The sequence below is a fragment of the Bifidobacterium sp. ESL0704 genome, from assembly GCF_029392075.1.
Taxonomy (GTDB): domain Bacteria; phylum Actinomycetota; class Actinomycetes; order Actinomycetales; family Bifidobacteriaceae; genus Bifidobacterium.
Map to the genome: position 1 here is coordinate 1084932 of NZ_CP113929.1, position 21250 is coordinate 1106181.

Below are 21250 nucleotides of genomic sequence, written 5' to 3' on the forward strand. Positions count from 1 at the left end.
GTCCGCGCATCGTCGTCTTGCGCGATGAACGCCGGAAGACGCGGGCCCGCACATCTGGTCGTTCGAGAATCGGCGTCGTTGCGTTGCCCTGGAATCAAGAAATCTTGATTTCCGGTCTGGGCGTATACGTTTTGATTGCCCTCATGCACGGCATACGGTAAGGTGGGCAATTATGGCTGGAATGATTCTCAAAACGGACGTGGAGAAGGTGCGTGCCACGGCGGACCTCTACGATATCGTCTCCTCGACGGTGACGCTCAAGGCCGCGGGCACCGGTACTTTTATGGGATTGTGCCCCTTCCATGACGAGAAGACGCCGAGTTTCAGCGTACGGCCCTCACTGGGTGTCTGGCATTGCTTCGGCTGCGGGCTCGGCGGGGACGTCTTCGCCTACGTCGAACACCGTGAGAACATCGATTTCCGCGAGGCCGTCGAGCTTCTGGCCGACAAATACCATATAGAACTGCATTACGAGAAAAGCGACGGAAACCGTGAGGAGCACCATGGCTCCAAACGCGCCCGCCTGCTCGAGGCCAACGAGGAGGCGCAGCGCTTCTTCGTCTCCCAGATCATGAGCCCCGAGGCGTTGGCGGCGAGGAAGTTGCTTGGCGGCCGCAACTTCAGCCAGGCGGATTGCCAGCGTTTCGGCTGCGGCTATGCCCCGCAGGGGTGGGACAATCTCGTCCGGCACCTGGCCGGCAAAGGCTTCACCCAGCAGGAGATGCTGGATGCCGGGCTGGCGCGACAAGGTCAGCGCGGCATCTACGACTATTTCCGCGGCCGTGCCACCTGGCCCATCCGGGACTCCACGGGGCGCACGCTCGGTTTCGGCGCCCGAAAACTCTATGACGACGACACCATCAACGCCAAATACATCAACACTCCCGACACCCAGCTCTACCGCAAGACCCAGGTGCTTTACGGCATCGACCTGGCCAAATCCAGCATCGTCAAGAAGCGTCAGGCCGTCATCGTCGAGGGCTACACGGACGTGATGGCGTGCCATCTGGCCGGTATCGACACCGCCGTGGCCACTTGCGGCACCGCGTTCGGCGAAGAACACGCCAAAATCATCCGCAGGCTGATCTCCGACGATTCCCTGGGCGCCGTCCAGCTCGTCGGACCGCTGAAGGTCGAAGGCCAATCCCTGAGTTCGCGTATCGTCTTCACCTTCGACGGAGACGCGGCGGGTCAGAAGGCCGCCATCCACGCCTTCGGTCTGGATTCGGCGTTCCTTTCCCAGACGTTCGTGGCCGTCGCCGACAACAATCTCGACCCATGCGACCTGCGCATCCAACAGGGAGATGAGGCGGTTCGTTCACTGATCAACGACCATGCAAGGCCGTTGTATGATTTCGTCATCGACACCGCCATCAACCGGTTCGACACGTCGTATACCACCGGCCAGATGGGCGCGGTGAAGGCCGTCGCGCCTTTGATCGCGCAGATTCGTGACCGTTCTCTGCTCGACATCTACACCCGTAAGGCGACCCGCCGCATCGGCGTGGATCTTGACATCGTCAGGCGCGAGGTCAACGCCGCCAGACGAAGGCTGCATGTGCGCGACGACGACGCCTATGCGCCCAAACGCCGGGGCGGCAACGGCTTCGGCCTTCATAGGGACGATAACGATGGGAACAGCTATGCGAACCCTGCAGCGCGCAAGGCCCTGCAACATCGAGATGCCGCCGACCAGACGTATTTCCGCGTGGACGATGCGGTGTTCATCTGCGAACAACAGTTCATGGCTGTGCTCATCCAGGTGCCGCGCGCCATCAACGTCAATGCGTTTGCGCGTCTGACGCTTGCCGATTTCATGACCCCGGTGTTCCGCACATTGTTCCAGGCGATCGCAGCGGCAGGCGGTTTGCCGGATAACGGCACGCCGCAAGGTCTGTGGATGCACAACCTCACCAAAGCAGGCGGTCCGATGCTCGAGCAGGTCATCAACGAGCTGGCCGTTATGCCGCTTCCGTTGCCCGGAGGCGATGGCCAGAACGGCAATGCCCGTGATGCGAACGTCGCAGGTGCGGGCATCAATGGCGACGAAACGTCGAATTCCGCCGCCGCGCAGCTTCGTGCGCCCACCGCGGAAGAGCAGCGTTACGCCGCGGAACTGACCGCAAGACTGCTGGACGTCGGCTATATGCGTCGCATCGGTGCCGCAAAACGTAAAATGGCACAGATACCGGACGGTGAGGAGAAAATCAGGATTTTGGGGGAAGTCACCAACATGGAGGCCGCCAGGAAGGATCTGCAGGCGCAGGTTTACGGCAATGCCGTCGCCTGAGTGCGCTGTTGTCGAAAACACGGCAGGCCGCAATCGATTTCCAAAAAAATTTTATGAATTTTGGTCGCTTTGGTACACCCCAAAAAAGTCAATAAAATCTTGGATTTTTCCCGTGTTTTCCTGTCATTCAAATGAAAATGGTCGCTAAATGCTCGTTTTTTCGTACTTTTCCGCTCTCGAATACCCATACAATAAGAAGTAAGAGAACGAATACACGCATTGCTGTGGAGTCTAGATACGTACTGGAATGTGTTTTCGTCGGCCGTTGCATCGGCTTTGTGATGGATGGGGAAACTGGATGATTGTGACGTTTGGGTGTGCCGTGCGGGCATGGCTCTTTCCGATTGGACTGCAGCGATGAGAGGCGGTCATGATGTCGGATATTTCCGTTTGATGGTTTGGCTGGTGTTTTGATGCGCAAGTGGATCGTCAAAGAACTGAAAAACGACACCATTCTGGTGGTGGCGACGATACTCGCCATCATTTCCTGTTTTATCGTTCCCCCGGATCGTCAGTACCTCGGCTACATCCACATGAACACCATTTCGCAGCTTGTCTGTCTTATGCTGGTGGTCTGCGGTTTCCAGCGCATCGGGGTTTTCCACATCATCGGCACCAAGCTGCTCGAGCATGTGCATACCGAAGGCGCGTTGGTGATCGCACTCGTCTCCCTGACGTTTTTCTCCGCGATTTTCATCACCAATGACGTTTCCCTGGTCACGTTCATTCCTTTTGCGATTTCCGTATTGGTTATGGCGAACATGGAAGACAAGGCCGTTCTGGTGGCGACATTGATGACCATCGGCGCCAACACCGGAAGCATGCTCACACCGGTCGGCAACGCCCACAATCTTTACCTCAAATCCGTCTCCAAGATGCCGACCTCCGAATTTCTGGAGGTCATGGGGCCGTTCTCCGTTGCTTCCGCGATTATGCTGCTTGCCGTCATCCTGATCGTATTCCGCCGTCGCAACAGTCAGGCGGACTTCGCGGGGCTGGGACGCAAGGGCATTGAGCAGTCGCTTTTCGCGCCGCAAAGCGAGGGGCAGCCCGACGAGGTCCGTGTCCTCGGTTATGGCGCAGGCTATGGCGGCTGGCGTGCGATTGTCTACATCGTGTTGTTCCTCATCTGCATCTTCGCTGTGGGCGGTTGGATTCCGCTGTGGCTGATGTGCGTTTTGGTGTTCGGCATGTTCCTGATCTGCGATCGTCGCGCGTTCCTCAAGGTCGACTGGAGCCTGCCGCTCACCTTCGTCATGTTCTTCATTTTCATCGGCAATATGCGTCGCGTGCCGGAATTCTCGAATTTCGTGGCCTCGATAGTCAACCAGCATCCGATGGAGGTCGCCGTCGCGTCGAGCCAGATCATCAGCAACGTGCCCACTTCCATTCTGCTTTCCGGTTTCTGCAACCAATGGCGCGAGCTGATCATCGGCACCAATCTCGGTGGGCTCGGCACGCTGATCGCCTCGATGGCCTCGCTGATCTCCTATCAGCAGATCGCGCGCAAATACCCGGACAAGAAGGGCCGCTATCTGCTGGTCTATACGTTTGTCAATGTCCTGTTCTTGGCGGTGCTGCTTGCTCTGGCTTTGATCATCAACTGACTGATGGTATGCCACGGCGACGCTGAATCATGGGTGCTTGGCTTTCGACCCGTCTGTTTCCAGCATTGCGCTGCCGGCTCTATGGCTTGGTTGTGCCAGTCGCCTTGGCTTGGGCCAGCGCAGGCAGCTGTGACAGCCAGTCCTTGAAGTCCCTCTTAGTAAGGCAACGAGTATTTTGTGGTTCCTGCCGAGGTGATGCTTTGCAGCTTGCCTGTATTCGTAAGACCTTCGAGCGCATTGGTGATTGCCCCGGAATCGGTGCCCAATTGGGTCTGGATCTCCTTGAGGCTCATCGCCGTCTTCCGCTTTGAGAGCAGATGCATGGTGATTTCCTCAAGAGCGCTGATTTGCCATTGATTCGTAGTTTGGCCGTCCGCCCATGCTCGCCATTCGGTTTTGACGCTGTCCGGCAACGAGTCCAATGCTTTGGGGCCATAGTCGCCATTGAGAAGCTTCCAGGCTTTCTCGCCGGCAAAGACAACGGACGGGAGAGGTGTCACATCCAGCACGCGGCTTCCGGTGAGCGCTTCGGCCGGACGGGTGGTGAACAGATGTGTGCCGCCCAACGGGAACGTGTAGCGTTTCGCCCTGCCCGTCCCTGTTGCGCAATCGTGATCGTTGTCATCGCGCGTCCCGTTTTCGGCGTTTCCGGTATTTTCGCCGTCCGTCTGTGGCGCCGGCCATGCGCAGTCGAGTACCGGTTTGGGCAGGATCATCGCCACCGATCCCGGTCCGACACGAAGTTGCGGGCTGGCGAGACTTTGCGAGTAGGCATCGAGGATACGCTGCACGCCGGTGCCGTAGTTTTCGCTCAGGTGCAGGGCTTCGAACACGTCGGCAAGCCATGCGTTGCGTGATTCGCTGACCCCGTTCAACAGGTCGTTGACCTCGAAGCCGTCCACCAGGCCGCCGGGGGAGACGATTTCGATGCTCGAGTCGAAAACGCTGATCAGAATCGGCCCGCTCTTGTCGTAATCACGGTGCAGGACGGCGTTGATCAGGGACTCGCGCAGAGCGGTTTCGGGCCATGTGTTTTCGGGATTGTGGCGGTTGAAGAACATCATCGTGGCGTCGATCTGCTTCATGAGCGAACCGGAAACGTTCTGCCGTTGCACGAGTTTTGCCTTGGTCTCACCTTCGAATACCGCGCATTTGACGAGGTAAGGGCATTGCTCGGAGAGCAGAAGGGCTACATTGGTGGTTTGCTGTTCGGCGTCGAAAAGATGCAGCCGTTCGAGGCTGGCATCGCACCATTCGATTCCTGCCGAAGCGAATGCCGACTTTGCGTATGCAAAGGTCAGGTTCTGATTCGCGCTCGAACGATGGTCGAAGGGGAGTGCCGCGGAAAACGAACCGGCGACCTGCCGGTTTCCATCGTGTTCAGCGCCATGGGGCATTCCCTCGTCCGTATCCATGACTCGAGTTTATCGTCACTTTGCGACACGAATAGCACGTTTCCATTGCAATTCCGCCATGTTCCGGCACTCGCGCGGTTCCGGGTCCTCTGGCAGGGTCGTCTCCATGTTTCCGATTGATATGTCGGCCATCGGCGGTTTTCAACCCGATCATGGCGCCATGATTAGGGGAAAACAGTGACTTTCGGCACCGGGCACGGCATCGTCGGACGTGTGACGACGGGAGCATGAACACACAACGCACAGCAATGTACCCGGCATCCACTTCGACGCCTACAGATCAAACAGATGAAACAGATGAAACAGATGAAACAGATGAAACAGATGAAACAGATGAAACAGATGAAACAGATGAAACAGATCAAACCGGCTCATTGGCTCCCGCGGTACAAGCCGATGGAATCGTGCATTTCGCTGGCCATGCTGGCGCGCTCGCGGGACAGCGTCAACGATTCGATGGTGTCGACGTCGTGTTCCAACCGGTCGTTGGCTTTCTGCAATTTCGTTGCTTGGGCGGTATAGACCATGAAAAGAATGCCGGCGAAGAGCATATACAGTGACATCACCAAAAAATAAATGTTGTGATAGCCGGAGCGGTCGTTCAGGACCGGTGCCAGTGCCCACATCAACGGCGCCGACACCATGATGGCGGCATAACCGAAAACCGGGCCGAAAAGCAGCGACGACGCTTCGGCCTCGACGATATAGGCCAGCAGCTGCCCGCCGTGACGCATAAACGGTGATGCTCAGATGCACATGGAGATCAAAGCCAACGCCGCCACGCGTTGCCAAGCCAGGCGAGGAACTTTGAGCATGGCGATATACAACAACACGATGAGAGTCGGCTGCAGCCACATCAGCAGTTGGTGTCCGACATACGCTGAATCAGGAATCTGAAAGACAAATCCGAGACTAAAAATCAATGCCGAATACTTGGGAAACCCACGTTTGGAGACGTCTCGGTCAATGATGGGAGTCAATTGTCCACCTGTCGATTGGTCTTTGCCGTTTCCGGTCATCCGACTCCTTCGACACATTGATGGAGTGTAATAGGTGACCCCGGCGAGATTCGAACTCGCGACCTACAGATTAGAAGTCAGTTGCTCTATCCAACTGAGCTACGGGGCCAAACAACAATGCTTTATTGTATCAGCACGTCTGACTCAGAAACGGGAGGGGACGTCGCCGTTGGTATTGTTTGGCGACGTCCCCTCCCAATCGAAAAGAAAAACCGTTTCGATTTAGTAGATGGCGGACACCTCGGTGGCTGCTCGTAGCGCAATCGCCACGTCTTCGGGTGTCACTTCGAAGGGCATGTTGGACATGGTGTCGTCATCGCTGCAGGCGAGTTCACCGACTTTCAGCAGGTCTTCGTCCGTAGCGTCCCCGATGCCGATTTCCGTGAGTGTGGTAGGCAGTCCGACCTTGCGGAAGAAGCCGTAAGCTTCACGCAGATCCTCTTCGGGGCGGTTCTCGAGCACGAACTGTGTGAGTGTGCCGTACGCCACTTTTTCGCCATGCAGATACTGATGTGTGCCGGGCAACACGGTGAGCGCGTCGTGGATGGCGTGCGCCGCGGCGAGGCCGCTGGATTCGAAGCCGAGGCCGCTGAGGAGCGTGTTGGCCTCGATCACGTTTTCGACCGCCGGGCTGCACAGGCCTTTACGCACTGCGGCGACGGCCTTCGGACCGTCGGAGATCAGCAGGTCATGGCACAGCTTGGCCAATGCGATGGCCGCGTTGGTGGAATGGCCGCCAGTCATGGTGATGGCGTTGGATTGTTTGCAGGCCAGTGCTTCGAAATAGGTTGCATAAGCGTCGCCAAGGCCGGAAATCAGGAAGCGCACCGGTGCGTTCGAGATGATGGTGGTGTCCATGATGACCATATCCGGATTTTTGGGCAGCGGCAGGTAATGATCGAATTCTCCGTTGTCGGTGTAGACCACGGAAAGGCGCGAGCAGGGGGCGTCGGAGGACGCTGCGGTCGGAGAGATGATCACCGGACGCTTGCCAAAATGGGCCACGGCTTTCGAGGTGTCCAGAGTCTTTCCTCCGCCGATGCCGATGACGGCGTCATTGGAACCAAGGGCAGCGACATGTTTGTTGATTTCGTTGTCGGAGCATTCGCCGTCGAATACGACGAGTTGGTAAGGAGTATTGCTGCTTTCGAAGCTTGAGACGATCTGGTCGTGATAGGTTTTCTCGATGAATGGGTCGACGATAATGTAAGCGCCTTTGCTGCCGAGGGTGCGGTATTGGTCGGCAAGCTCGTTGATGGCGTTTGGTTCTTGGATGTAACTGCCGGGGGAGCATAGAATTTTCTTCATGGTGTCTTTCTTTGATGTCGATGAATGTAAAAGTGATGTACATCACGTTTAATATTCATTGTATGGGTTATTCGGTTACACATGCCGTAGTAATGTGAGCGTTAACAATCTCATGTTTTCGTCATAAGAATATCGGACAAGCCTTTAGGCTAGGGTGTATTCGGTACACGTAGGATATTGCCGCTTTGTCTGAAAGCGCAGGAAACGGTTTGAGGCGATTGGCAATTACAAAGGAACGGAATCGCAGATGGCAACGAAACTGAACAAGCGGCAGATCAAGCAGCTCAAGGCGCTGGCAAGCAAGCTTTCGCCGTTGCTGTGGATCGGCAAGAACGGGGTCACCGATGCCGCGGTCAAGCAGGCCTCGGAGACGCTCGAGTCCCATGAGTTGCTGAAAGTCGTGGTACAGGATGGTTGCCCGGTTGACGAGCGTGAGGTCGGCGAGACCCTGGCCGGACAGATTGGTGCTCAGCTGGTGCAGGTCATCGGCCATCGCTTCGTGCTCTACCGTCCCTCGAAGAAGCCGGGCATCAAGAAGATTGAACTCGTTCGCTGATGACTGACCTACGCCGGTGCTGGTAAACGGCATCGCAACGGTGTCAAGAGTCCGTTTCCCAGCACTTAGGTGCGTGGTGATGCGTGTGCTGCTGGTGAACGGCATCGCAACGGTGCTAAGAGTCCGTTTCCCAGCAGTAAATAGGTGAGCTGCCTGTAGGGGCTTCGCGTGTCGTGGGATTTCCGGGAATCGGGATATCGGACAATGGGGGATGCCATGTTTTCGTAGCCGCTGCGTAGAGTGGGAACCGGGTTTGTCCCCAAAGGTACCGGAGGTATCATGGCAACTGAAACGCCACAAGTAGCAGTGATAATGGGTTCGGCAAGCGATTGGGAGACGATGCGTCACGCCTGCCTTACCCTCGACCAGTTCAATGTCTCCTATTCCAAACAAGTCATTTCGGCCCACCGAACGCCCGAGCTGATGGCGGATTTCGCGCACAATGCCCGCAAGAACGGCATCAGGGTCATCATCGCGGGAGCCGGGGGAGCCGCGCACCTTCCTGGTATGGTCGCCGCGCAGACCACGTTGCCGGTCATCGGCGTGCCTGTCAAGTCGCACGCGCTTTCCGGCGTGGATTCCCTGCTTTCCATCGTCCAGATGCCCGGCGGCGTACCGGTGGCGACCATGGCCATCGGCAATTCCGGGGCCACGAACGCCGGCCTGTTGGCCGTGAGCATCCTGAGTGTCAATGACGAGAAGTTGGCACAGGCACTTGATGATTATCGTGAGCAGTCGAAGGGAAAGGTGGAGGCGTCCAATGCCGAGCTTGTCTGAGGAAACCCGAGGGAAAATCAAGCAATTGATGCCGGGGGCGACCATCGGCATCATCGGCGGCGGACAGCTAGGACGCATGATGGCGCTTTCCGCGCGATATCACGGCTTCCGCATCGGCGTGCTCGATCCGACGCCGGACTGCCCGGTCGCCCAGGTCGCCGATTTCCAGGTCACGGCCGACTACGACGACAAGGCCGCCATCCGCGAACTGGCGGAACGCAGCGACGTGCTCACCTACGAATTCGAGAACGTGGATGCCGACGCCATCGACGAGGTTCGTGGCAGTGTGGCCGTGCCGCAAGGCACCGATCTGTTGCGCGTCACGCAGGACCGTGTCTTCGAGAAGCAGTTCATCAACGATCACGGCACGGCCACCGCACCTTGGAAGCAGGTCGATGACCTCGCCGGGCTCGACGAGGCCATCGCGGAAATCGGCTATCCTGCGGTACTGAAAACTCGTCGCGGCGGCTATGACGGCCACGGCCAGGTGGTGCTGCACGGCCCCGACGATCTGGCGAAGGTCCACGAACGCGACGAGAAGCAAGGCACGTTCCCGCCATCCGTCTTGGAAGGATTCGTTGATTTCGCCTTCGAGGCTTCGATCTTGATTTCGGGCAACGGCCAGGATTTCGTCACGTTCCCCATCGTGCGCAACGAACACCGCCACAATATTCTGCACCTGACCATCGCGCCCGCGCAGGTCAGCGACGAGATCGCCGAGGAAGCCAAGGCACTCGCGCTGCGGCTGGCGAAGGGCTTCGAGCTGGCGGGCACGCTGGCCATCGAGCTGTTCATCACCAAGGACGGCCGTGTGGTGGTCAACGAGCTGGCCCCGCGCCCCCATAATTCCGGCCATTACACCATCGAGGCCTGCTCCATCGACCAGTTCGATGCCCACATCCGCGGCATCGCCGGATGGCCGTTGCCGCAGCCGAAGCTCCTGAGCCCGGCCGTGATGGCCAACGTTCTAGGCCAGCACGTCGCACCGACTCGCGCGCTTATCGCCAAGCATCCGGAGTGGTGTGTCCACGACTACGGCAAGGCGGAAGTGCGTCAAGACCGCAAAATGGGCCATATCACGGTGCTCACCGATGATACCCGACGTACGGTCGACGAGCTTGAAGCCACCGGCTGCTGGGACGATTTGCGGCAATAGATGGCACCGACCTTCCCTATGGCTGAGGCCATAAAAGGGATGACCGCCGTATTACGCCACTGGAATCGGTTCATGACGGATTTCCGTGGCGTAATCGCCCTTTTCAATTCGGGTGAATACGAGTAAGATGCATGGTGCCTTCGATGAGGCATCCGGTTGTTGTCAACGCGGATTACCGCGAGCGTTATGCGGCGATTATGAAAGAGGTTTTGAACAGTGGCAGCCAACGAGCAACATGACGGGGAACGTTCCGTGCGCCGAATGCTCTCCCACAACGGCAGGCGTGGCAGCCAGCACACTTGGCAGAAGGATGCCGTGCTGAAGGCGCTCAGCGCTTGCGACGATTTCGTTTCCGCCCAGGACCTTTATCGGATTCTCAGCGAGGATGGCCAGGGAATCGGCCTTTCCACCGTTTATCGGCAGCTCAACGCGCTGGCGGATGACGGCAGGGCCGACACCATCCATTTGAACGATCAGCAGATGTTCCGCATCTGCAAGGACGGCGAGCACCACCATCATCTGGTCTGCGAGAATTGCGGGAAGACTGTGGAAATCGAACCTCCCGAGCAGTGGGTCCGCAAGATCGCCGAAGAGCACGGTTTCACCGTCAATTCGCACACGCTTGAGGTGTTCGGGCTGTGCCCGGATTGCCAGCGCCTGGAAAGCGCGGAAGGCAACGAACAACGAGCTTGAACCCGAAATCTTTCAACATTGCCGAATGCGAATCGTTGAATGCAAAAGGGACGTCGGCCGGTCGATGATAACCGGTTAGCGTCCCTTTTGCGTTGTCCAGGATTTCGGCGGCACTTATTTCCTGTCGCTCTTATCCGGCGAAGTCATGGATCTCACGATTTCCACGACCTGCTTGGGCTTGAGTTCAGGCACATAGGCGCTGACCACGGTGATGCCGATCTGGGCCAGCTTGGCCGAATCCGGATAGCAGATATAGACCGGAGCCGGGCTGGGCTGGAACTTCTTCTTGAAGAAGAACAGTGACTTGAAACCGTAGGCCGGCTCAAGCACATCGGCCGCGATCTGCAGTGCGTGTTCGATGATTGCCGTGCCGCTGGGCGAAGTCTGTTTCGGCTTGCCGTCTTTGACGGAGCCGGTTTCTGCCTTTCCGTCCTTGCCCGGTGTCGCAGATCCGTCCGTCTTGGTCGTCGACTTGGCGGTATTGGCCGTTGCCCTCTTCGCTTTGTCATCGGCGCTTTGAACCGGAGCAACCCCGGTCTCGTCGTTGGCGGTTTTGGCCTCGGCCTTGCCGTTATCAGGATTCCCTGATTTTCCGGTTCCGGACGGATTCTTTGCCTTGCCGGCCGCATCACCCTCGACCGCCTTGTCGGCGGCAACGGCGGCTTTCTCACCCATCCCGGCCAGGGGAGCCGCGGAAAGGCTCATGAACTCAATGGCCTCGGCCGGGTCGTTCAGGCCTTGGTCGCGCAGGCGTTCGGCCATGCGGGCGATCAAAAACTCCATGATGCCGTTCGGGCTGTCGGTGCGATGACGCATGAAATCAAGGGTCCATCCGATCACCCGTCCGTTGCGATAGGTGGGCAGCCAGCTGGTGACGCCGAGAACCGTACCTTGCGCGTCGATGGCATAGAGCAGCGCCACGCGGTCATCCCTGAGCTCTTCGATGCCGCCGAGCGTGAACTTCATTTCCGGAAGCGCCTTGAGCTGGGCCCATTGCTCCGAGATGTCCACGATCTGCTGGTCGATGGCGAAACCGGCCTGGTTATAGGTGGTGAGCACGTCGGTGATGCCGTCGCGTTTGGCCTTGTTGATGGCGGTGCGGATGTCCTGCCATTTCTTGCCGCGCGTCTGCCAAAGGTTGGGATTAAGGACCATTTCGGTACCTACCTGGATGGATGACCAGCCCATGGATTCAAGCTCCTCACGCTGATCGTCATGGACGGCGTAGAAGGAAGGCGACCAGCCTTTTGCGTCGCAGAACTTGGTGAATTCGCGCAGATCCTGCGTGTATTCGCTCGGGTCGCCGAAAGGACCGGTGACGCTGAGGGCGATGCCGTGCAGAACGCGGTAGGCGATGGCGGAGCGGCCGGTGGAGGAGAACCAATAGTGGTTGCCTTCCCAAGTGGTCATGAAACTCATGGATTCGCCGCCAAGGGTGACCAGTGCTTCGGCCTTCTTGCGGTCGCGCTCGTCCGGGGTGACATTGTCGCGGAACCAGAGGATGAAGACGATGAGTACCGTCAGCCAGAACACGACGGTGAGGCCCTCACTCACCAATGTCGCCAACTCTGTTTGCGGCGCGATCAGCGTGGTGCGCTTGCGGCCGCCGAATCCGGTGGGCAGAAGCCGGCGAAGCATGTCTATCATCAGCAGCTTGACGGTCGGGCGGGGCTTGAAGTCCTCGGGAGCCGACACGGCAAAGCCGATATAGACGCAGCTGGTGATCAGCAGCATGCCGATTATGGCGACAATGCCGCCACGAACCCGGGACGAGCCGGTCGAAACGCTGAAATGCGGCAGTTCACGAATCATCAGGACGATCACCACCAGAGGCGGCAGGGCAGTGGTGATGAAAGCCGGCATGAAGTTGTAGCGGCTGGCCATGCTCGGGGTCATCGGCGTGATGGTCAAGGGAAAGACAACATAGTAGACCACGGCAAATACGACGGCGGCACCATTGAGCACGATGCTCACCCACGCCGCCAACCGGCGCCCGTGGTAAAGCCCCCATGCCACCAAGGCGAGGGCCGCTATAGGCAACAGCATGTGCAGCCACAGGCCGGCTATCGCCAGATGCTGTCGTGTTGCCACCAAGCGCAGGCAGCTCGTCACCGACCGATTGACGCTGCAGGAGGTGAGCAGCGAGGAATCGCCCCAGATGGAGGAAGTGAAGAGGCCGAACGTGGTCAAGGGTCCCAGATGCGAGGTGGAGGTCAGCGCCAGCAGAGGGCCGATTGCCAGCACCAGCTGGGCGAACGCAAAAAGACGGCGGGTCTCATAATCGGTGCTGTTGGTCCATTGAATATGGTCCTTGACTGGGCCGTGCATCACTAGGCCCACGAGCTGGCCTACAAGCGCGGCGCCGAGCGTGCAATAGTCGCCGGGGTTGCCGCTGAAGAGCAGCAGCGTGCCGATGACCGTATAGCCAAGCAGCAGAATGCGCCGCCGCCAGAGCACGGATTCATAGGCGCTTTCCGCCATCAGCGCCCCGATGACGATGGTCAAGGGGGAGAGCAGAACGGGCAGACGCTCCATGCTTTGCCAGTCGTGCATGGCCATGTCGACCAACACGCAGACCAAGATTCCAAGTGTCGACCCGGCGACTGCGCTGAACAGTGCGGCAAACGTCGTCTTCAGCGCGCCAAGCCGTGATTGTGCCACGGAAAGGATGACGACAATAAGCAAGGTATAGACGATGAGCATCAGAGAGCTGCGCACGAACACCGCGGAACGCAGGATGTTCGTCAGCCAAGGAATGATGTCCTGGCTGTGCAGCGGCTGTTGGAAGGGATCGTGCGGCCTTCCTCCTCCCGGTCTGCGTCCGAAGAGGATTTCGGTGAGACTCAGAGTCCGTCCGTAGGCAGGGGCGTGCAGATGCCGTATGGCCGAAGAGACCATGCCAAAGATATTGACCACGAGGAACACTGCGGCGACGATGATGGCGAAAAGATGGCCGTACATCCAGCTCAGGATGTCATGGCCCAGCACGCTCCAGCTTGAAGGTCTGCGTTTCTTGGCTTTGGGCGGAATACCAGGGTTCTTGCCGCGTTGAGGAGTCTTGCGGGTTTGGCCGGTCGAATTGGCCTGGCCTTTATCGGATGTGCCGCTGCCTTTAGCTGGTGTGCCGCTGCCTTGCCCGGGGTCCGGTCTGGTCCCGTCTTCAGGCTTTGCTGAAGTGTTCGCAACCGTGGCCGGCGCCGCCGAATTCGGTGCGGCAGGTGCTGATGGACGTTGCGTCGGTTTGCTGTTGATATCTTCGTCTGTTTTCATCTTCATGGCTCTCGTTCTTGAATGGTAAGGCCTGCTACCTCTTGCTGAATGCTGTTGTGTGTCAGTGATCGTGCGATTGCATCGGGGCGTCGGCCGCTAGTCGCTTTCGCGGTTGGTGTTCGCACTCACCACTTGAAGATTCGGATAAGACGAAATTTGCCTGCCGGTTTTCCCCAGTCCCGTTTCGGTTCCGAACAGGTCGATCTGAGCGGTCATTCCTGCATTGACGGTATGCCAGTCATGGGCAGTGCCTTTGACGATCACCGTGGTCACCGACATCCCGGCTTTCATTGCTTGCGCGGAAATGGCTTTCTGGTTCCTCTGCGATTTGGAATCGAGCTCGCCGGCGGCTGAGAACCATGTCTGCTTTGAGGGGGCATGATTTCTGATGAGCGTAATCGGGACGTGCTTGTCGAATTCCTTTTCGCTGCCGTTGAAGAAACGCTTCACCGTGGACCGGTGCGAGCCGGCGGTGGGTTCGATTTCGCCGCCGGCACTGTAGATGTGCCCGTACAGATCGGGGTGGGCGGCGCCAAGTTGCGTGGCGCATGTGCCACCCTGCGAATAGCCGCCGATCAGCCATTTGTCCGCTGAGGTCTCAACGGGCAGCGTCTTTTTTATCCAGTTGTTCACATCGCGGGTCAGATACGTCTCCGCGTTGCCGAAGACCGGGGTGTCGGCACACAGCGAATTGTGGGTGATGCTTCCGTTCTGGTCGGGGGAGACGGCGATGGGGGCCAGACCGTAATGTTTGGCGGCATAGCTGTCCAGTTTATCGCCAAGCACGCCTGCGCTGAAGAAACGGTCCGGAGTGCCCGGCTGCCCCGCCATCACGATCATGACCGGAAGTCTCGGAGGGTTTTTGCTCAAAGCCGCAGGGGGAAGATAGACGTTCGCCGTACGCGCCTTGAAATGGGAAAGGGTCGCGGGAATATTGACCGAGCGGACGATGCCTTTCTTGGGCATTGCCGGCAGCTTGTTTTCCTCTCCGAGCTTTCTCCATTCCTTTACGGTGTCGGTTTGCGTCGCCGAGGCCTTGTGCACGTTTTCCGCTTCCAGCGCCGAGAACTGGTTATGGCCGAAGAGCGAGCCTACTGTCGAAAATTCGCCATAGATGATATCGACGCGAAGCGCGAAGGTGAGGAGGGTGAGTACGGCAGTGATGATGGCGAGGGTCTTGCGCAGAGTCCCCGAATCGAAGCACATGGACACCAATACCGCAATGAAGCCGATGCCGAACGCGATGTTGAATTCGATGACCCGCCCGAGGCTGACCCCGAAGACCATGAAAACGTCGGAAAGCAACCAGACCACCATATAGCCGATGACGGTGCCGATGAAACCCCAACCGAACTGTTTGAGCAGGGGGGAGAACCAGCCGTCTTTCGATTTCAGCACGATGACGGCGATGAAACCGAGCAGCGTCAGTATTTTTAAAGTGGTGGGCAGCCATCCCTCGAGCAGGTTGATTTTGTAAAACCAGTCCATGTTTCCCCTCGCCGTATCAAGCGCAATATTACTCAGTGATTCTAGACGTATGCATTCAGCCGCGTCCATCAGTCGGAAGAATGATTCCGTTCCGACGCAATTGTGTGCGGTGGGTATAATAGTATCCCGTTATGATTGTTATCGTAGAAATTGGGGAATTGGAAACGAACCTACAGTTTTCATACAGACTAACGTGATAGGGGTTTAACCATCAACATTCGTTGGGTTGACACAAGATGACAATACAGGATATGCGAAATTCTAAGGCAAAGGAACGCAACGGTATGAACGAGGTCGAGCAGCAGGACTTGGGTGAAGCCGAATCGGTGGATGGGGCCACGCAAGCCGCTTCCGGCAACGAGGGCAAACTTCAGCAGAACGCACGAAAGACGGGTCCGGCCCCCCGACATCGCATGCATGTTCGCGGATGGGTCTATGCCCTGCTGTTTGTGCTGTTCGACATCATCATGACCGTCATTTTGCAGAAGGGTGTTACGCAAAACGACACCCGTGTGAAACTGTCCAGTCCTCTTACCGGCGTATGGGGCATGGTCTCCAAGATGTGGCGGGAATGCAATTTCGTCTTCGTGCTGAACCTGCTTTTGGTGGGGTTCATCTATCTTGCCGTGCTCATGTTGTTCAACCGTTTCTGGATCGCCACGCCCGTCATGCTTGTATTGGTGATTCTGATTGCGCTTGTCGAGCATTTCAAGGTCAGTGTTCGCTATGAGACGATTCTTCCCTCCGATGTGAGCTTCGTCTCCAACGGTGACGCAGGATCGCTGTTCAGCTTCATCCCTTCCGGTTCGGGCGGCTTGATCGCGGCCGTTGTGGTGGCGATGGTTCTGGTCGTCGTGCTGTTCGTAGCGCTGAATCATTTTGATATGCGGCATGGCAAGATGATTGATTTTGTGGGTCATCGCGCCGGTGATGCCGTTGGCGTTGTGCGTCACGAAACCGACGGTCAGGCGAATGAGAGCGAGAGCAAGGGCGGCAATAGGGCAGACGGCGGCAGGAGAGCCGGCAAAAGCCTCGGTGCCGCACTGCGTATCGTGTGTATCGCGGTGCCTCTGCTTCTGGTGCTCGGATTCAGCTATCAGGTCGGCCAGATCAATACGTTTACCAATGCTTTCGCCAAGGCCATGGGCTATATCCCCTCGATGTGGGATTCCGTCTATGACGCCCAACGCAACGGCCCGCTGGTCTCCTTCCTGGGCCAGGCTCATCCCAAGGTGATGGACCAGCCGAGCGACTACAGCGAGGCGACGATGAAGCAGGTCGCCAAGCGCTATTCCGCCGAAGCCGCCAAGATCAACAAGACCCGCACCGCCAAGATGAGCGACAGCAGCGTGGTCTTCATCCTTTCCGAATCGTATTCCGATCCGTCGCGCGTGCCGGGGATCAAACTCAATCATGACCCGATTCCCAATACCCGCGAAATCAGGAAGCACACGACCGGAGGCTACATGCTTTCCTCGGGCTATGGCGGCGGTACCGCGAACCTCGAATACATGAGCCTGACGGGCATGTCGATGGCCAATTTCGATCCGTCGCTGACCAGCCCGTACCAGCAGCTCATCCCCGGCGAGAAGTGGACGCCGACCATCAACCAGCTGTGGGGAAGCAAGGAACATTCCGTGGCCTTCCACCCCTACGAGCCCTCGATGTATCTGCGTGCGAACAACTACAAGAAGTTCGGTTTCTCGCATTTCTATTCGCTGGAGCCCCCGGAGGTGATCGCGCATCGTGCCAAGATTGATTCCTCTCCCTATGTTTCCGATGCCTCGTCCTATCAGAGCGTGTACGAATCGATGAAGAAGAACCCACAGAACGAATTCGTCCAGCTGGCCACGATGCAGAACCACATGCCGTATCAAAACTGGTACAAGGGCAATGATTTCAAGGCCCGTTCGACCGATCCCTCGCAGCCGCTCGGTGCCGATGAGAACGAGTCGATCAACACCTACGCCAAGGGCGCGAACATCACGGATGCGGCCACTGCCAAATTCCTGCGTCAGATGGACTCGTTGAAGAAGCCCGTCACCGTCGTTTTCTACGGCGACCACCTGCCGGGCATCTACAAGACCGCCTCCGCCGACCAGAAGAATTCGCTGGCGCTGCACACCACCGATTACTTCATCTGGTCGAACAAGGCAAGCGGGCGGCAGGGGTACAAGAGTCCGGACGGGCAGTATTCCTCGCCGAACTTCTTCATGGCGCAGGCCGCCGAACAGACCAATTCGAAGGTCACGCCGTTCCTGGCCTTCCTCACGCGTCTGCATGGCAAGGTCTCCGCGATGGAACCGCCGGTGGTCAACCAGATCCAGGGATGGTCTCGCATCCCCGAGGGCCAGCCGATCTACCTCGACGCCAAGGGCCAGCCGATGGCCGCGAGCGACTTCGATGCGCAGACCAAGCAGCTGATGCACGACTACAAGCTCATCCAGTATGACGTCACCGCCGGCAAGGGGTATCTCAAGGACGCAGGTTTCATGGACTGAATGTTGATTGATCTGATAACGCAGGTAGCAAGAGTTAAATCTGTATGTATTAGATTTTGGATAAGTAATTTTTAAAATTACTGTATTCGGTTGGTCGTTGGAGGCTGGGATAAACTCTCACGGGACACTCGAGTCCGTTCGGGCAAGGTTACGCCCGAGAAAGTTGATTCCAACCTCCAACTCATGAAACGTCTTTACAACATGACATCGTCACATTTTCATCGATCATTCCTGATTCTTGATGGCGTCGAGGGCGGGGATGCGCACGGCCTTGTTGGCCGGGCCGAAGCCGAAGATCAGGCCGATGACGGCGCAGAAGACCAGTGCCGAGCAATACAGCCACCAGGGGATGATGGAGATGTTCGTGGCCTCCTGACCCATCGTCGCGGCCGAATTGGTGACGCTGTTGGCGACGGCGTTGATGCCGAACGATGCCAGAGCGCTCAGCACGCATCCGATCAGTCCGCCGAGCAGACCGAGCGCCGCTGCCTCCGTGAGGAACATGAGGCGGATGTCGCGCACCCTGCAGCCCAATGCCTTCATGATGCCGATCTCGCGGGTGCGCTCGGTGACCGACATGACCATCGTGTTGGCGATGCCGATGGCGGCGACGAGGAACGCCACCGCGCCGATACCGCCCAATGCCAATTGCACGAGGTTGGAGTCCTTCTGCATCTCCTTGCGCATATCCTCGCTGGAGCTGGCTTGATAGCCCAGTGATTGGATATGTTTCTGGACTTCGGCGACCTTCGAAAGGTCGTCGACTTTGACCAGCACCGTCGAATAGTCGCTGGGCGTCTGCGCCGTCGGATCGATGGCCTTGCGCATTTTTTGAAGGTCGTCAAGGCTCATCAAAAAGCCGTTGTGGGTGGACTCTCCGGCGTTTTGATTGGCTTTCAACGTGCCGACCGCGTTGAACTTGAACGTTCCGCCAGCGTTGCTGGCGTTGCCGGTCTGCGAGGCTTGTGGCCCACCCTGTGTGATCTGGGCTCCCGTGTTTGCGTCGACGCCACCGCCGTGTTCGCCGTCGTCCTCGGCGGCTTTCGAAGCCGTGTAGGTCATGTTCAGCTGGTCGAAGAAGGGTGGTTTGTCGCTGGTCTCGCAGGTATTGGTGTCTGGGTTCCATTGGCATGATCCCGAGTCCGGGGCGTATCGCATGGAATCCTCGTCGGAGCGGAAGCTGTCGCCGAAGGAATAGGCGGTGTTCTTGCCCGCGAGCACTTCGCCTTGACGCAACGGAACACGTCCCTTGACGACCTCGAATCCCATCGCTTTCAACTGGGTCATATCGATGCCCTGGATCACCAGATTGCTGTATTGGTCAGCGTTGTATCGGCCTCCGGCACCTGCCGCCACATCGACGGTGGTGTTCAAGGTTTCCATCGGGGTGACGGCTTTGACGTTTTCGAGATTGCGGAAGGTGGTCAATGAATTTTTGTCAAGCTTTTTATTGGAATTGCCGCCGTTTCCGGTTTCTGTTCCCGAAGCGGCCATCATCGGGCCGCCACCGTTGCCGCCGTTGACGGTGATTAGGGTCAGGTCGCCCATCTGCCTCAACATCGCCTCGTTGGCCGCGCTCATGCCTTGCCCCAGCGAGATCATGATGAGGATCGAGCAGGAGCCGACGATGACGCCCAGCACGGTGAGCACGGTGCGCGACTTGCGCCGTCGTAGGTTCTGGAACGCGAGCCGTATGATATCGCCGAATCTCATGAGCGGCCCTCATTGGAGGTCTGGCCGGTGCCGATGATGTCTCCTTCAGGGGAGTTCGTCTTGAAACGATCGTCGTCTTGACTTGACGAATCATCGGTTCCGGTTCGGCTGGGGAATGCCGAAGAATTCTGGTATGGGGAGTCTATTTTCGGCAATACCGCGGTGGCTGCCATATTGCTGTTTGCTGCGGCAATGTTCTGTGAGATGCCGTTCTGTCCGTAAGACGGTGCAGGACTCCCGCCATCAAGGGCACTGACATGGTCATCGTTGATATCGTCGATATCGTCGTCCCAATCGTCGTCGTCATCCTCCTGTGCGTCCTGCTTCGCCTTTTTCTTCTTGCGGTGGCGACGCACCAGCACCACGATCAGCGCGATGACAAGGATCAGCACCAGAATGCCGATGATGAGGTAAGGCAGGGGATTGGGAGCGGAGGTCTCCTCCGAAACGGTCATTTCCGCGGGTTCGGCTTTCCGGCCCACATCGATACTGATCGGGTATTCCTTGGTTTGCGCCTTGCCGTCCGAATCCTCGTACGAGACCTTGAACTTGGCATCGAGCTTGCCGGCTTTCTGCGGGGTGAACAGGTAGCCGATGCTACCGCTGGCGCCGCTGGCCACATTGCCGAGGTACTGGGTGGGCACACTCGCCTTGAACCCGTCGCCTTCCAAGGTGGCTTCGAGATTGGCGATGTCACCCTTGCCTTTGTTGACATAGGCGAGCGTGATGGTGGCCTCCTCGCCGGCCCGGGCTTTCTCAGGGGTCACCGGATCGTTCAACTGCAGGCGTGTGGGCTGGCTCAAGGGCACCGAAACCTTGATGTCGGCCGAGGCAGAGGAACGCTGGTTGTTCTGCACGTATTCGTAGGCGAAGTGAATGGTGACGCCTTGCGCCCCGCCTTTCGCGTCCGCCAGCGCCTGCATCGGTACGCTCTGGCTCAGTGCGCGCCCTGCGCCAAGCGAGGCGACATAGAAGGTGTTGGTCCCTCCCGAGATGGCGAGCATATCGCCGCCGTCCACGGTGATCACCATGTTTTGTATGGCTACTTGTCCCTTGTTCTGATAGGTGAAGACGAGGTTGAAATCGCTGCCGATCGCCACCGCCCCGTTGCCGTAGTTGAAGTTGGTGATGATGACGTTGGGTACGGGGCCGGTGATCGGTTCGTTGGCAGGTGCGCCACCACTGCCGCCGGAGGAGCTGGTTGTGCTGGACTGCGCGGTGGGGGCCGTTGCCGCGGCGTCTTCTGCATAGGCGGGATGCGGGGTCAGTGCCGTCGGCATCCAGAGCAAGGCGCATGCGGTGGCGGCCGCCAGCGCTGTGGTCAACGCACGACGGCGAAGTCCAGTTCGCGGATTCGCTGAATCTGCCTGCACTGCGTTTTCGGCTAGAGCATTGACGGCGGATTCATGTCTCGGCTTGCCTGATGTCGTTTCAAATATGTGGTTCATGCGTGCTCC

Annotated in this window: 15 protein-coding genes and 1 tRNA gene; 7 read left to right on the forward strand and 9 right to left on the reverse strand. The window is 58.0% G+C overall.

The features are described 5' to 3' along the window. The first annotated feature begins 172 nt into the window (after positions 1–172). Together dnaG and OZX64_RS03720 are read left to right on the forward strand one after the other, a co-directional pair. Positions 173–2290, forward strand: coding sequence for a DNA primase (dnaG, locus tag OZX64_RS03715; protein WP_277174851.1), 2118 nt, complete (start codon positions 173–175; stop codon positions 2288–2290). A gap of 413 nt (positions 2291–2703) precedes the next feature. After that, complete coding sequence (locus OZX64_RS03720; protein ID WP_277174852.1) at positions 2704–3897, forward strand: SLC13 family permease; 1194 nt, start codon at positions 2704–2706, stop codon at positions 3895–3897. A 155-nt stretch (positions 3898–4052) separates the two neighbouring features. On the opposite strand, the gene OZX64_RS03725 is transcribed toward OZX64_RS03720, so the two are convergent. The 5 genes from OZX64_RS03725 to OZX64_RS03745 form a co-directional block, all read right to left on the reverse strand. Then, a complete protein-coding gene (locus OZX64_RS03725) occupies positions 4053–5312 on the reverse strand; it encodes an ATP-binding protein (RefSeq protein ID WP_277174853.1) in 1260 nt (419 codons plus the stop codon). A 371-nt stretch (positions 5313–5683) separates the two neighbouring features. Further along, positions 5684–6046: a hypothetical protein gene (locus OZX64_RS03730; protein ID WP_277174854.1), complete on the reverse strand. Its 363-nt coding sequence runs from the start codon at positions 6044–6046 to the stop codon at positions 5684–5686. A 12-nt stretch (positions 6047–6058) separates the two neighbouring features. After that, positions 6059–6331, reverse strand: a complete 273-nt coding sequence (locus OZX64_RS03735) for a hypothetical protein (protein WP_277174856.1) — start codon at positions 6329–6331, stop codon at positions 6059–6061. Positions 6332–6366: 35 nt separating this feature from the next. Further along, positions 6367–6440 (reverse strand) — tRNA-Arg (locus OZX64_RS03740). A 113-nt stretch (positions 6441–6553) separates the two neighbouring features. Beyond that, positions 6554–7639: a glycerol dehydrogenase gene (locus OZX64_RS03745; protein ID WP_277174857.1), complete on the reverse strand. Its 1086-nt coding sequence runs from the start codon at positions 7637–7639 to the stop codon at positions 6554–6556. A 247-nt stretch (positions 7640–7886) separates the two neighbouring features. Between OZX64_RS03745 and yhbY the strand changes: the two genes are divergently transcribed. The 4 genes from yhbY (at position 7887) to OZX64_RS03765 (ending at position 10821) form a co-directional block, all read left to right on the forward strand. Continuing rightward, positions 7887–8195 carry a ribosome assembly RNA-binding protein YhbY gene (yhbY, locus tag OZX64_RS03750; RefSeq protein WP_277174858.1) on the forward strand — a complete coding sequence of 103 codons (309 nt, stop codon included), beginning with the start codon at positions 7887–7889 and terminating at the stop codon, positions 8193–8195. Between the two features lie 279 nt (positions 8196–8474). Continuing rightward, the gene (gene purE / locus OZX64_RS03755; protein WP_277156019.1) at positions 8475–8972 is read left to right on the forward strand and encodes a 5-(carboxyamino)imidazole ribonucleotide mutase; all 498 of its coding nucleotides are present in this window, start codon (positions 8475–8477) and stop codon (positions 8970–8972) included. Then, the gene (gene purK, locus OZX64_RS03760; RefSeq protein ID WP_277174859.1) at positions 8956–10128 is read left to right on the forward strand and encodes a 5-(carboxyamino)imidazole ribonucleotide synthase; all 1173 of its coding nucleotides are present in this window, start codon (positions 8956–8958) and stop codon (positions 10126–10128) included. Before purE ends, purK begins: the two co-directional genes overlap by 17 nt. Before the next feature lie 261 nt (positions 10129–10389). Then, a complete protein-coding gene (locus OZX64_RS03765) occupies positions 10390–10821 on the forward strand; it encodes a transcriptional repressor (protein WP_277174965.1) in 432 nt (143 codons plus the stop codon). Positions 10822–10935: 114 nt separating this feature from the next. Here OZX64_RS03765 and OZX64_RS03770 read toward each other — a convergent pair whose 3' ends face one another. Both OZX64_RS03770 and OZX64_RS03775 read right to left on the reverse strand, forming a co-directional pair. Continuing rightward, positions 10936–14097 (reverse strand): DUF2156 domain-containing protein, encoded by a 3162-nt coding sequence (locus OZX64_RS03770; RefSeq protein ID WP_277174860.1) that lies wholly within the window; start codon positions 14095–14097, stop codon positions 10936–10938. 90 nt (positions 14098–14187) lie between these two features. After that, complete coding sequence (locus OZX64_RS03775; protein ID WP_277174861.1) at positions 14188–15579, reverse strand: alpha/beta hydrolase-fold protein; 1392 nt, start codon at positions 15577–15579, stop codon at positions 14188–14190. Between the two features lie 413 nt (positions 15580–15992). On the opposite strand from OZX64_RS03775, the gene OZX64_RS03780 reads away from it, so the two are divergent. Next, entirely contained in the window at positions 15993–18080 is a 2088-nt protein-coding gene (locus OZX64_RS03780) for an LTA synthase family protein (protein WP_277174966.1), read from the forward strand. A gap of 225 nt (positions 18081–18305) precedes the next feature. On the opposite strand, the gene OZX64_RS03785 is transcribed toward OZX64_RS03780, so the two are convergent. Together OZX64_RS03785 and OZX64_RS03790 are read right to left on the reverse strand one after the other, a co-directional pair. Then, entirely contained in the window at positions 18306–19793 is a 1488-nt protein-coding gene (locus OZX64_RS03785) for an ABC transporter permease (protein WP_277174862.1), read from the reverse strand. Next, a complete protein-coding gene (locus OZX64_RS03790) occupies positions 19790–21241 on the reverse strand; it encodes an ABC transporter permease (protein WP_277174863.1) in 1452 nt (483 codons plus the stop codon). Before OZX64_RS03790 ends, OZX64_RS03785 begins: the two co-directional genes overlap by 4 nt. Between the last annotated feature and the right edge of the window lie 9 nt (positions 21242–21250).